Source organism: Mesorhizobium sp. CC13, from assembly GCF_039907765.1.
Lineage (GTDB): Bacteria > Pseudomonadota > Alphaproteobacteria > Rhizobiales > Rhizobiaceae > Aminobacter.
On sequence record NZ_JARDJI010000040.1, the window covers coordinates 1 to 12,701 of the forward strand.

At 64.6% G+C, this 12,701-nt stretch carries 14 protein-coding genes and 1 pseudogene; 14 read left to right on the top strand and 1 reads right to left on the bottom strand.

The genetic code is table 11. From position 1 onward, the window contains the following. From PV773_RS24820 to PV773_RS24855, 8 genes and pseudogenes are all read left to right on the top strand, one after another. Positions 1 to 357, top strand: a pseudogene (locus tag PV773_RS24820) (malate synthase G); the annotation flags it as partial. Between the two features lie 261 nt (positions 358 to 618). Continuing rightward, the gene (locus tag PV773_RS24825; protein ID WP_347968938.1) at positions 619 to 1,050 is read left to right on the top strand and encodes a heme-binding protein; all 432 of its coding nucleotides are present in this window, start codon (positions 619 to 621) and stop codon (positions 1,048 to 1,050) included. Positions 1,051 to 1,214: 164 nt separating this feature from the next. Then, entirely contained in the window at positions 1,215 to 2,303 is a 1,089-nt protein-coding gene (locus PV773_RS24830; protein ID WP_347968939.1) for an NAD/NADP octopine/nopaline dehydrogenase family protein, read from the top strand. Continuing rightward, complete coding sequence (locus tag PV773_RS24835) at positions 2,300 to 3,187, top strand: dipicolinate synthase subunit DpsA (protein ID WP_347968940.1); 888 nt, start codon at positions 2,300 to 2,302, stop codon at positions 3,185 to 3,187. The genes PV773_RS24830 and PV773_RS24835 overlap by 4 nt, the downstream gene beginning before the upstream one ends. After that, the gene (locus PV773_RS24840) at positions 3,187 to 4,533 is read left to right on the top strand and encodes an amidohydrolase family protein (protein WP_347968941.1); all 1,347 of its coding nucleotides are present in this window, start codon (positions 3,187 to 3,189) and stop codon (positions 4,531 to 4,533) included. Before PV773_RS24835 ends, PV773_RS24840 begins: the two co-directional genes overlap by 1 nt. Further along, a complete protein-coding gene (locus PV773_RS24845) occupies positions 4,530 to 5,213 on the top strand; it encodes a resolvase (RefSeq protein WP_347968942.1) in 684 nt (227 codons plus the stop codon). The genes PV773_RS24840 and PV773_RS24845 overlap by 4 nt, the downstream gene beginning before the upstream one ends. A 2-nt stretch (positions 5,214 to 5,215) precedes the next feature. Next, a complete protein-coding gene (locus tag PV773_RS24850) occupies positions 5,216 to 5,413 on the top strand; it encodes a 2-hydroxymuconate tautomerase (RefSeq protein ID WP_018431063.1) in 198 nt (65 codons plus the stop codon). Next, positions 5,413 to 6,402 carry an isochorismatase family protein gene (locus tag PV773_RS24855; protein ID WP_347968943.1) on the top strand — a complete coding sequence of 330 codons (990 nt, stop codon included), beginning with the start codon at positions 5,413 to 5,415 and terminating at the stop codon, positions 6,400 to 6,402. The genes PV773_RS24850 and PV773_RS24855 overlap by 1 nt, the downstream gene beginning before the upstream one ends. A 72-nt stretch (positions 6,403 to 6,474) precedes the next feature. Here the strand turns inward: PV773_RS24855 and PV773_RS24860 are convergent, their stop codons facing one another. After that, positions 6,475 to 6,681, bottom strand: a complete 207-nt coding sequence (locus PV773_RS24860) for a hypothetical protein (protein ID WP_347968944.1) — start codon at positions 6,679 to 6,681, stop codon at positions 6,475 to 6,477. A gap of 447 nt (positions 6,682 to 7,128) precedes the next feature. On the opposite strand from PV773_RS24860, the gene PV773_RS24865 reads away from it, so the two are divergent. From PV773_RS24865 to PV773_RS24890, 6 genes are all read left to right on the top strand, one after another. Next, positions 7,129 to 7,866 carry a GntR family transcriptional regulator gene (locus tag PV773_RS24865; RefSeq protein WP_347968945.1) on the top strand — a complete coding sequence of 246 codons (738 nt, stop codon included), beginning with the start codon at positions 7,129 to 7,131 and terminating at the stop codon, positions 7,864 to 7,866. Between the two features lie 23 nt (positions 7,867 to 7,889). Continuing rightward, positions 7,890 to 8,357 carry a RidA family protein gene (locus tag PV773_RS24870; protein ID WP_347968946.1) on the top strand — a complete coding sequence of 156 codons (468 nt, stop codon included), beginning with the start codon at positions 7,890 to 7,892 and terminating at the stop codon, positions 8,355 to 8,357. A gap of 2 nt (positions 8,358 to 8,359) precedes the next feature. After that, positions 8,360 to 9,358: a GTP-binding protein gene (locus PV773_RS24875; protein ID WP_347968947.1), complete on the top strand. Its 999-nt coding sequence runs from the start codon at positions 8,360 to 8,362 to the stop codon at positions 9,356 to 9,358. Between the two features lie 334 nt (positions 9,359 to 9,692). Further along, the gene (locus PV773_RS24880; protein WP_347968948.1) at positions 9,693 to 10,685 is read left to right on the top strand and encodes an ABC transporter substrate-binding protein; all 993 of its coding nucleotides are present in this window, start codon (positions 9,693 to 9,695) and stop codon (positions 10,683 to 10,685) included. 64 nt (positions 10,686 to 10,749) lie between these two features. Continuing rightward, a complete protein-coding gene (locus PV773_RS24885) occupies positions 10,750 to 11,523 on the top strand; it encodes an ABC transporter permease (protein ID WP_347968949.1) in 774 nt (257 codons plus the stop codon). Between the two features lie 71 nt (positions 11,524 to 11,594). Next, complete coding sequence (locus PV773_RS24890; RefSeq protein WP_347968950.1) at positions 11,595 to 12,395, top strand: ABC transporter ATP-binding protein; 801 nt, start codon at positions 11,595 to 11,597, stop codon at positions 12,393 to 12,395. Positions 12,396 to 12,701 lie beyond the last annotated feature (306 nt).

Genomic DNA, 12,701 nt, shown 5'->3' on the forward strand with positions numbered 1-12,701 from the left:
CGCTGGATCGACCAGGGCGTCGGCTGCTCGAAGGTGCCCGACATCAACGACGTCGGCCTGATGGAAGACCGCGCCACCTTGCGCATCTCCTCCCAGCACATCGCCAACTGGCTGCGCCACGACGTCTGCTCGCACATCCAGGTGATGGATTCGCTGCAGCGCATGGCGGCCATCGTCGACCGCCAGAATGTCGGCGACCCGCTGTATCACCCGATGGCGCCGGAGTTCGACCGGTCGACCGCCTTCCGTGCCGCCTGCGACCTCGTCTTCGAAGGCCGCGCCCAGCCCAACGGCTACACCGAACCGGTCCTGCACAAGCGCAGGCTGGAGCTCAAGGCGAGGCGCCGCCACGGCTGATTGGAGAGGTTTTGCAAGGGCGATTGCCCCTCACCCTCTGACCCCTCCCCACAAGGGGGAGGGGGATGCCCGCCGGCATAGCTCTCGGGACGGAGCGGCCAGCTGAGGCCAGACTGAGCAGAACCGCCGAGGATAGCGAAACCGTAGCCGGAGTCTCCCTCCCCCTTGTGGGGAGGGGCAGGGGTGGGGGTAACACCCGCCCCAACGTCCCATCGCCGCTGGCTACCACAGACATTCGCACACCAATCCACGGAGAAAACCATGACCGACCTGACCCTCGCTGCCGCCAACGCCATCATCGCAGCCGCACTCGCCAGGGGCGCCGAGGCCAGGATGAAACCTCTGACCATCGCCGTGCTCGACGCCGGCGGCCACCTCAAGGCGTTCCAGAAGCAGGACGGCGCCTCGATGCTGCGCTACGAGATCGCCTCCGGAAAGGCCTATGGAGCGCTGGCCGTCGGTATGGGCTCGCGCTGGCTCGACCAGACGGCGAAGGAACGCCCGCATTTCATGGAGGGCCTGAACGCCGTCTCCGGTGGCCGTATCGTGCCGGTGCCGGGCGGTGTGCTGATCCGCGACGCGTACGGCGAACTCATCGGCGCCGTCGGCATATCAGGCGATACGTCGGACAATGACGAACTCGCTGCCATCGCCGGCATCGAGGCAGCAGCGCTCAGGCATCAGGCAGCTTGAACAGCGGAAGCGCATTCTTCCGCTTGACAATTTCCAGTGTGATCATAAAGTGTGATCAAACTGATTGAAGGCAATCAATTGGCGCGAGGAGTGGGGAGGAGTACCCATTCCGAGCATGAGGTCGTGCGGCCGGCATAGCCGTATTTCGGCCCCCGGAGGAGAGAATGAAAGTTGCAGTATTAGGCGCGGGTGCGGGCGGTGCAGCCTCGGTCGCAGAATTGGTCCAGGCCGGGCACGACGTGCATTTCTGGGCACGGTCGGCCGAAACACTTGAGCCGCATATCAAGCTGGGCGGCGTCGCCTATGAAGGCAAGCTCGGCGAGGGCGTGGCCAAGCCCGCGCTGATCACCACCGATCTCAAGGCGGCTATCGATGGCGTCGACGTTGCTGTCGTCGTGTTGCCCACCTTCTCGCACTCGGCGATTGCCTCGGCTCTTGCCGCCGCCGGTTGGCCATCGGGCAAGCCCGTCGTGCTCAACCCCGGCCACACCGGCGGTGCACTGGAGTTCGCCGAGACGTTTTCGCGCACCGGCCGTTCAGCGCCCCCTGTCGTCGAGTTCTCGACGCTGACCTATGTCGCGCGCAAGTACCGTCCCGACGGCGTCACCGTGTCCGGCCGCGCCAAGCAGCTGAAGGCTGCTGCCCTGAAGGGCGGTTCCGAGGTGCTGGAGATCGCAGGCAAGCTTTATCCCGGCCTTACCCCGGTCGCCGATGTGATCGCGTCGGACCTGTCCAACGTCAACATGATCCTGCATCCGCCGGGAGCCGTCCTGGCTGCGGCCTGGGTCGAGGCGACGGGTGGCAACTTCACCTTCTATGTCGACGCCATGACCCCCGGCGTCGCCCGCATCATGAAGCAGCTCGACGACGAGCGTCTGGCGGTCGCCAAGGCCTTCGGGCATGATCTGCCCAATCTGGTCGAGGAGATGAAGCTGCTCGGCACGGTCGAGGCCGATGTGATCGACACCAGCGACTTCCGCGCCGCGATCGCGGGGGGCGAGGCCAACAAGCGCATCAAGGGCCCGGATTCGCTGGAGTATCGCTACTACAAGGAGGATTTCGGCCACGGGCTGCTGCCGTTCCTCGAATTCGCCCGGATCGCGGGTGTCGACACGCCGGTGGCGCATTCGCTCTACAGCCTGGCGCAGATCGCCGTCGGCACCGACTACCGCAAGGGCGGCCGCACGGCCGAGGCGATGGGCATCGCCGGCATGAGCAAGGCCCAGGTGATCGAGAAGGTGAGGGCGAAATGAGCTGGAACAACACAGTCATCGCCGTCGTTGCCGGCGACGCCCGCGAACAGGAAATCGCCCGCTGCGCCGTGCGTGCCGGCGCCACCGTCCGTGCCTATGGCTTCCCCTGGCCGGAAGAGGGCATCGAGGGCGTCTACCACGCCAAGGATGCCGCCGACGCGCTGAAGGGCGCCGACATCGCGCTGTTCCCGATCCCCGGCATCACGGCCGAAGGCGCGCTGTTTGCGCCGAAGTGCGCGGAAAAGATCATCCCGACTCGCGAGATGCTGGACGGCATGCGCAAGCCGGGACACGTCATCCTCGGCTGGGCCGATGTCAATCTGAAGGGCCATTGCGCCGAACTCGGCATCACGCTCCACGAATATGAGTGGGACGTAGACCTGATGCTGCTGCGCGGCCCGGCGATCGTCGAGGGCGTGCTCAAGGTGATCATCGAGAACACCCAGATCACCATCCACAAGTCGAACATCTGCCTGGTCGGGCAGGGCACCATCGGCTCGCTTTTGACCAACACGCTGGTGGCGCTCGGCGCCCATGTGCATGTCGCGGCGCGCAACCCGGTGCAGCGCGCGGCGGCCTATGCGGCAGGGGCTGAATCGCTGACGCTGGAACAGCTGCCGGAATTCCTGCCGAAGATGGACATCGTCATCGGCAGCGTGCCCAAGCGCCTGCTCGAACGCGACCAGCTCAAGCTCCTGCCCACGCATGCGCTGCTGATCGACGTCGCGGCTCCGCCCGGCACCATCGACCGCGACGCTGCAGCCGAACTCGGGCTCAAGGCGATCTGGGCCCGCGGCATGGGCGCGCGCGCGCCGATCACCGTCGGCCGCAGCCAGTGGAGCGGCATCTCAAGACGCATCGAAGGCATAGTGGAGCAGAAGTGATGAAGGCGGATCTGGTCATCAAGAACGCGCGAGTGGTTCGCCACGACGGCGAATACCATGGCGGCGTGGCGGTCAAGGACGGCAAGATCGTTCTGACCGGTGCCGACGAGGTGCTGCCGGATGCCCTCCGCACCATCGATGCCGGGGGCAAGGTGCTGATGCCGGGCCTGATCGACCCGCATTGCCATCTCGGCGTGAAGTTCCCCTATCCCGAGGACATGCGCACCGAGACGGCGGCGGCGGCTTCGGGCGGCGTCACCACGGCCCTGCTCTACATCCGCAACCTCAAGGAATCCTACTTGCCGTTCTACGAGGAGCGGAAGGCGCTGGGCGAGGAGAACGCGGTCATCGACTTCGGTTTCCACTTCGGCATCCAGCGCGAGGAGCATATCGCCGAGATTCCCGAGATCGTCGCCAAGACCGGGGTGAAGTCGTTCAAGTGCTACTTCGGCTACGAGCCCGACAATCCGATCGGCATCGTGCCGGCGACGGACGGCTGGGTCTATGCGGCGATGCGCATCCTGTCGAAGATTCCCGGCGGCGTGATCAACGTCCACTGCGAGAACACTCAGATCGCCTCGTGGATCAAGAAGGAGATCGCCGCGACCGGTCGCCAGGATCTCGGCGCCTACACGGAGTCGCGTCCGGCCTTCTGCGAGGTCGAGACCATCAGGCGCATGATCTTTCTGGCCGAGAAGACCGGCTGCTCGCTGCATCTGGTGCACACGTCCGTCGGCATGGGCCCGGTGCTCGCCGCCGAGGCGCAGGCGCGCGGCGTGCATGTCACCGTCGAGACCTGTCCGCACTACCTGACGCGCACCTGCTACGACGACGATCTCGACATGCGCGCCAAGATCTCACCGCCGCTGCGCGACCGCACCGAGCTTGAGGGCCTGTGGGCCGGCATGCTCAACGGCTCGGTCTACAGCCTGGGCACCGACCATGTGCCGTTCCTGCCCAAGAAGCTCGAGGATTTGTGGACCGAATTCCCCGGCGTCGTCAGCTTCCCGTGGGAGCTGTCGCTGATGCTGCATTTCGGCGTGCACCAGCGCGGCCTGTCGCTGAGCCGCCTGGTCGAGCTCAACTCGTTCAACCCGGCGCGTCGTTTCGGCCTGTGGCCGCGCAAGGGCCACATCGATGTCGGCTTCGACGCCGACCTCGTGCTGGTCGACCTCGACGAGGAGCGCACGGTCACGCACACCGGCAAGGGCACGTGCATCTATGAAGGCTGGAAGCTGAAGGGCTGGCCGGTGATGACTGTGGCGCGCGGCGACGTGGTCTACGAGAACGGCATGGTCGCCGAGAGCCACTATGGCCGCGGCCGCTGCGTGACGGTGCCGTCATGACCCAAGGGGTCTCCGACCATCTCGACCTGGCCGGTCGCATTTCGCTGATACCGGCGCGTCTGCCGGTGCGCGAGGCGGTCGCCAGGATCGTCGCCCGCAAGGACGCGATCCGCCAGGAGAGGCTGTCGGGGATCCACAATCCCTGGGGCCATTGTATCGGCCTGACCGATCCCTGGAGCTTCCTCGACCTCTGCGAGAGCGATCTTGTGGTCAATGCCGCGCGGAAAATCATCGGACCCGATGTCATCCTGTGGGACAGCGAACTGTTCACCGACGCACGCCGCTACGGCGACTACCTCGGCCAGGGCCGCGAAGGTCGCTACTGGCCGGTCGCGACGCTGGCGGGCGCCGTGGTTCTGGTGGCGGTCGACAGGGATGCGCCCTTGGTGAAGGCCGTCAGGCTGGAAGAAATGAGCCTTGATGCGCTTGCCGGCTTCGATCCCTCAGAGTCGCTTTACGTCGTCAGGCTGATGCCGGCGACGAGCCGGTTCGAGCGCGATCCCAGCCATCCGGCCAACCGCGCCTGCATGGAAGAGCAGGTGCTGGTCAACTATTCGAACCGCCCGCTGTGGCTGCTTTCGGGCATCGACCGGGCAAACAACGATCTGGTTTCGGGCTTTGCGCCCGCCGTGCCCGTCTGGGCCTCCGGCGCCATGCCCAGCGAAAGAGAGGAGAAATAGCAATGCCGTTCGTCGTCGTAGAGATGTGGGAGGGGCGCACTGTCGAGCAGAAGCGCAACCTCGTGAAGGCCATCACCAAGGCCATGGTCGAGGAGGCCGCCTGCAAGCCCGATCACCTGCATGTGGTGATCCACGAGACGCCCAAGGACAGCTGGGGCCGCGGCGGCGTGCTGGGCATCGACATGGTGGAGCACAAGTGATGGGTCTCGAGGCTCTCGACTATCGCAAGTCGGCGCTGCTGGTCATCGACCTGCAGAACGCCTTCATCCACGAGAAGGGCACGCTCGGCGTTTCGGGCGTCGACACCAAGCGCCTGTCGGCGATCGTGCCGCCGCTGGCCAAGCTGATCAAGCGCTGCCAGGACACCGGCATTCCGGTCATCTGGACGATGCAGGAGCACTTCGCGGTCGACCATAACAGGGCGAAGAAGAAGCTGCTCGGCCACACCGCCCGCCGCAAGCAGGTGTCGGCGCTGGCCGGCAGCTGGGACGAGCAGATCATCGACGAACTGAAGCCGCTGGCCGATTTCGACCCGGCCTTCGTCATCCGCAAGCACCGCTTCGGTGCCTTCTACGAGACGCGGCTCGAGATGATGCTGAAGATGCTCGGCACCCAGCATCTCTTCGTCACCGGCGCCACCACCAATGCCTGCGTCGAGACCTCGATCCGCGAGGCCTATCTGCGCGACCTCGACGTAATCGCCGTCGACGACTGCGTGTCCGGCGTCAATGCTGAATGGGAAGCGACTGCCAAGCAGGTGTGGAAGCAGTATTTCTGCGAGATCGCCCAGTCTTCCGAGGTGCTCGACTGGATCGGCGAGCAGGTCAAACCGCGCGTCACCAACTACGGCCACCAGCTGATCATGGTCAACGACATCGATACGTCGGTGGCGTTCTACACCAACCAGCTCGGCTTCACGATACGTCCCGCCAAGCCGCTTGCCGACGGCCGTCCGTTCACGGCGTTCCACCAGGGCATCGCACTGATCCACGGCAAAGCTTCGGACCACCGGCAGCTCGATCATATCGCCTTCGAGGTGAACGACGTGCGCGCCATGGATGCCAGGCTGAAGAAGGCGGGCGTGAAGTACTACACCGACCTGCATGACGGACCTTACGGCCTTACGATCTACATCGCCGACCCGGACGGCACCAAGGTCGAGCTTTACCAGGTCGGCGCGACCGCCTGACCTCTGGACCGCTGCCTATACGAAAAGGCCGCTGGCTACCGGCGGCCTTTTTGCTTGCGATTTCGTTGCGGCTCAATCGATCGGGAAACGTCCCAGCCCATCGAGTTCGGCATAGGAGGGCAGGGAGGTGGCAAGTGGGGCGCTGTCTCGGATGACGATGCGGTTGCTTTCGGCGCGCGCCAACCGCTGCCTTTCGAACAGGACGAGGTCGGTGGGTTGCCCCTCGGCGATGCAGCCCTTTGCCTCAGGACCCATGATCTCGGCCGGTGTCGTGGTCACGGCCCGGATCCAGTTGCCGGAAGGATGGTAGAATGCGGCACCCGCGTGCCCAGGCGGAACGCGTCGAGCATGTGATCGCCAAAGGAATGGAATGGGTCACGCGTGTTGTCGGAGGCAAGCGCCACCGGGATTCCGCGCTGTTTCATCTGAACGACTGCGCGCGGGAGTTGTTGCCAATGTCCTGCCGTGCTCTACAGTCACATCAGCAAGAAGGAACCCTGCGGCATCGGTTGCGCGCCTGGTCGGATCACTGTCTTCCCGGCGAAACGGGCGGCAGTTAAATGTTGCCGTTTTCGAAAAGATCATTTATTGATCACAATATGAGATCACAGATCGCGGCCTGTCAACTTTCTGCCCCTCGGCAGTGCGACCGCAAGAGATCTACGGGATCGGCTGTTCCTGGCGGATCACAAAATTCGGGGAAAAGTGACGGAGGCTGAAGACAGGATGCGGATCGAAAAGCCGGAAATCGAACCCAATGGTGATGGCGCGAAGCCGGCGCGCGGCCATGTTCACGAGCATGTGCTGCGCTACATGCGTCGCGGGCTGATGGTCGGCGCGTTCCTGCCCGGCCAGGTGATGAGCCTGCGCAAGCTGGCCGCCGGTCTCGGTACCAGCCCGATGCCGGTGCGCGAGGTGCTGAGCCGCCTGGTTGCCGCCAATGCGCTCGAGGAAACCAAGGGCGGATCGGTGCGCGTGCCCCGGCTCAACCCGGAAAAGCTGAGTGACCTGTTTGCCGTGCGCGAGATGCTCGAGGGCATGGCGACCGAGCTTGCAGCCAAAAAGGCCGGCCCCGAGTTGATCGAGGAACTGACCGCCATCAACAAGCAGCTTCTGGTGGCGATCGAAAAGCGCGACATCCTGAACTGCCTGTCGTCCAACCAGAAATTCCACTTCACGCTCTACGAGGCGGCAGAGTCGGAAGTGCTGATGCCGCTGATCGAGTCCTTGTGGCTGCAGTTCGGCCCGACCATGTACATGTCGCTGCTGATCCCCTCGATGCCGTGGAATGCCTCGGACCACGAGGACATTCTCGCCGCGCTGAAGGACGGCAACGCCAATGCCGCAAAGAAGGGCATCGTCCACGACATCCGCACCACCTGCAAGGCACTGCTCAGCGTTGCCGGCCCGCAGGGGCTGGAGCTGCCCTTCGCCCACGGTCCGGAACTGCAGTTCGACTACTGATTTTCATACGGGAGGAGCTCGCCATGGCGGGAAAGATCGAGGACAAGCTGGCGAGCCTGGGCATCGTCCTGCGGGCGACGACTGCGCCGCTGGCCAACTACGTGCCGGCGCGTCGCCATGGCGGCCAGGTCTATATTTCCGGCCAGGTTCCGGCCGAGGGCGGCAAGGACAAGTTCACCGGCAAGCTCGGCTCCGACTATTCGGTCGAAGAAGGGCAGGCCGCCGCACGGCTTTGCGCCGTCAACATCCTCGCCCAGCTCAAGCAGGCGCTTGACGGCGATCTCGACCGTGTCGTCGGCGTCATCCGCCTCGGCGGTTTCGTCAATGCCGAGCCCGACTTCAAGGACCACCCCAAGGTCATCAACGGCGCCTCCGACCTCATGGTCGAGGTGTTCGGCGAGGCCGGCCGACACGCCCGCGCCGCCGTCGGCTGCTATTCGCTGCCGCGCAACGTGCCGGTCGAGATCGACGCGATCTTCGAGGTGAACTGACAGTGCAACCCGCCGCTTCCGTGTCGGACGACAGGATCCCGGTCCACGTGCTGACCGGCTTCCTCGGCAGCGGCAAGACGACCTTTCTCAGGCACCTGCTCTGCGAGCCAGATCTCGCCGATACGGCCGTGGTCATCAATGAGTTCGGCGAAGTCGGGCTCGACCACCTGCTCGTCCGCGAGGTCTCCGAGGACGCGGTGCTTTTGTCCTCGGGCTGCCTGTGCTGCGCCGTGCGCGACGATCTCGTCTCGACGCTCGCCGACATGCTGGCCATGGTCAAGCGCGGCGAGGTGGTGCCGTTCCGCCGCGTCGTCGTCGAGACGACGGGGCTTGCCGATCCCGCGCCCATCATGCAGGCTGTCATGAGCGACCTGAAGCTCAGGCGAGGCTATCGCGCCGGCAGCATCGTCGCCACCGTCGACGGCGTCGGCGGCGCCGGGTCGATCGCGCAATTCGCCGAAGCCGTGCAGCAGGTGGCGCTGGCCGACTGCGTCGTGGTCACCAAGTCGGATCTCATCGAGCCCTGGCGGCTCGATGCGCTCCATCTCGACATCGCCAAGGTCAATCCGTCGGTCCGGCGGCTGGTGTCGAGCAAGACCGACAAACCGCGCTCGGCCGAGATATTCGACCAGCCGGACCACTGGCAGCCGCGCCACATGGAGCTCTCCGACGTGCCGATGGCCGGCAAGCACAGCGTCGGCGTCGAAACCTTCACCGTCTCGGTCGACAAGCCGGTCGACTGGCCCGTTTTCGTCGACTGGCTCGAGCTGCTGCTGGCCGGGCGTGGCCAGTCGATCCTCCGGGTCAAGGGGCTGCTGTCGGTGGCGGGCGATGCTCGCCCCGTCATCATCCACGGCGTGCAGCATGTCGTCTACCCGCCCGAGTACCTCCCGCGCTGGCCCGAGGGTTCTGAAGGCGGTTGGCTGGTGTTCATCGCCCGCGATCTCAGCCTTCAGGCCATCGAGAATTCGCTGCCCAGCACCTTTGCGGCGGCTCACTGAGCCATATCTTCTAACATCAAGTTGATGCGACCGGCGGCAGCCGGGCCGTCGCGGTGCCGCCTCCGGCATGGTTGCGGCGACGCCACGCGGTGAATCCGCAAGCGATTTCCGATGCTTGGGCGAGGCATCCCGATGGACGTTGCGGGCATAGGCAGCGGGCAGAAAATCCCGGCCGCCGCTTTCCGATTCATCGCTTGACAATCACCAAATGTGATCACACTATGAGATCAAGAATTGAGGTTGAGGGGTAGGAGCCTCGGGTTCGGTTCTTGGGGAGAGAGGCAGGCCTTCGGGCCAACTGGACGCCGGAGGGCATCCGCTAGGGAGGAGTGAAATGTTGCACGCCACAGGTGTCATTCGCGGTGCCGCGCTTGCCGCGACAGCCGCCTTCGCCACGCTCATGGCAAGCCAGGGCGCCATGGCCGAGGAGGTCAACGTCCGTTTCAGCTGGAAGCTCAAGGGCGAGTACGGCTTCTTCTATCTGGGAGAGCAGAAAGGCGTCTACAAGGATGCCGGCGTGACCCTGAAGCTCGGTGAGGGCGCCGGCTCGCAGGCCGCGCTCGGCTCACTCATCCAGGGCCAGGAAGACGCCGTCATCCTGCCCGGGATCTTCGCCATTTCGGCGATCCAGAAGGGCATGCCGGTCAAGATCATCGCGCTCTACCAGCCGGAGTCGCCGATTGCTCTGATCTCGCACCCCGACAAGGCGGTGAACGCGCCCAAGGATCTCGAGGGCAAGACCATCGCCCATGCCGTCGGCGAGACCGGCACGTCCTATCTCGGCGCCTTCTGCGAGATCAACAAGGTCGATTGCAGCAAGGTCTCCAAGGTCCAGATGGACTCGCAGTCGCGCGTGCCGCAGTTCCTGCAGAAGCAGGTCGACGTGGTCAGCGTCTACAAGACCAACGACCTGCCGGTGCTCGAGGACAAGACCGGCCAGAAATTCCCGACGCTCGACATGACCGAATACGGCCTCGCCATTCCAGGCATGGCCGTGGTCGCCAGCGATGATGGCATCGCCAGGAAGGGCCCGACGCTGCGCAGCTTCCTCGCCGCCAACGCCAAGGCGATCGAGATGACCCGTTCTGACCCCGCCGCTGCCACCGCAGCGCTCAAGGCCGCCTGGCAGGCCGGTCCGTCCGACAAGGTCGTGCGGCAGCAGATCGAGGCGACGTCGGCATCGATCCATTCGCCCAGCGGTGCCCCCATCGGCTACATTGACGAGAAGGCGATCGCCGATGCGCTCAAGCTGATCGGCAGCGTCGAGGAAATCGGCGATCCGAAGCCGATTTCGAACTTCTATACCAATGAACTTCTGACGCAGTGAGGCTACGGTGGCGAGCACGGATGTAATCGGCGCCGATCGCGCGCAGGCAAGGCAGGGCAAGAAAATGAGCAGGAAAAAGTCGCGGGGACCCTGGCTTGAGCGCTACTCGGCGCTCATCCTCGCAACCGTGTTGCTCGGCGCCTGGCAGGCACTGGTTCCGTTGTCGGGCCTTTCGGAATTCGTCCTGCCGACGCCCCTGGCCATTGCCAAGCGCATCGTCAACGAGCTTCCGCTGCTCGCCACCCACGCCTACGTCACCTTGTTCGAAGTGGTCGCCGGCTTCGCCATGGGCGTGCTGATCGGCATTCCGCTGGCGCTGTCGATCTTCTATTCGCGTGCCTTCGAGCGCGCCATCTACCCGATCCTGGTGGCGCTGCAGACGGTGCCCAAGGTGGCGCTGGCGCCGCTGCTGGTGCTCTATCTCGGCTATGGCTGGGCGCCCAAGATCACGCTGGCCTTCCTGATCTCGTTCTTCCCGATCGTCATCTCGACCGTCGTCGGCCTGCAGTCGCTGGACAAGAACCTGGTAAACCTCGTCCGCTCTATGGGCGCCGGCGAGTGGCAGACCTTCTTCAAGGTCCGCCTGCCGGCGGCACTGCCCAACATCTTCGGCGGCTTCAAGGTTGCGGTGTCGCTCGCCGTCATCGGTGCGGTCATCGGCGAATACGTTGCCGCCGAACGCGGCCTCGGCTACCTGCAGCTCCAGGCCAACTCGCTGTTCGACACCACGCTCAACTTCGCCACCGTGGTCACCATCTCCGGTCTCGGCGTGGTGCTGTACTTCATCATCGACACCATCGAGTCACGCGTCACCTACAAGCGTGACGCCGCCAAGTAGTCAGGCCGTCAAGTAATCAGCCGGCCGCCGGTGCGGCCGAGCAACGACAACAGGTTCAGTGAGGCAATACCATGAGTGCCACTACCCAGACGGGCGCGGCGGTCGACATTTCCCGGCTTTCCAAGATCTACAAGACGCGCGAGGACGACGACGTCCTTGCCCTCGATAAGATCGACCTCAAGATCGAGCCCGGCAGTTTCGTAGCCGTCGTCGGCCCCAGCGGCTGCGGCAAGAGCACGCTGCTGTCGCTGCTCGCCGGCCTGACCGGCGCCTCGACCGGCACGATTTCGATCGACGGCGATGGCGTCAGCAAGCCGCATCCCAAGACCGGTGTCGTCTTCCAGTCGGACCTTCTGCTCTACTGGCGCACGGTGCTCGACAACATCCTTCTGCCCATCGAGATCAAGAAGCAGGATGTGGCGAAGTTCCGGCCCCGCGCCGAGGAACTGCTGGCCCAGGTCGGGCTGGCCGGCTTCGGCAACAAATATCCCTCGGAATTGTCGGGCGGCATGCGCCAGCGCGTGGCGATCTGCCGGGCGCTGATCCAGGAGCCGGGCCTGCTCCTGATGGACGAGCCGTTCGGCGCGCTCGATGCGCTGACGCGCGAACAGATGATCATGGACCTGCAGGCGATGTGGCTCAGGCTGCGCAACACGGTCCTGTTTATCACGCACGGCATCGACGAGGCCGTGTTCCTGGCCGACCGTGTGCTGGTCATGTCGCCGCGGCCGGGCCGTGTCGACCTCGATCTCAGGATCGACCTGCCGCGTCCGCGCCAGTGGAGCAAGACGCACGAGGACAAGGAATACCATGCCTATGTCCGGCAGATCCGCGCGATCTTCGAGGCCAAGGGCATCCTGGTCGCCCACTAGTGCCTGGCCAGGGATCGTCAGCGATCTCCTCAGCCATGCGAAATTCTACAGCGTTGCTGGCGTTCCAGCGCGATTGCGTGTCGCTGTAGTCGGTTCGGCCGATCCGCTTATCGGCAAATTGCGACAATAACGCTTCTGTGCCGCGGGGACGTCTCCCGGCGGACGACCTTGTGCGCGGAGACCTCGGATGTCCGGGACGATATTCATACCCAGAGAGTTGGATTCGATTGAGAGCCGCGTTGGTGGTTCGCCGGAGACGGTGAAACGCCTTGTCGGCTTTGGTTTCGAGGTGATCGTCGAGGCGGG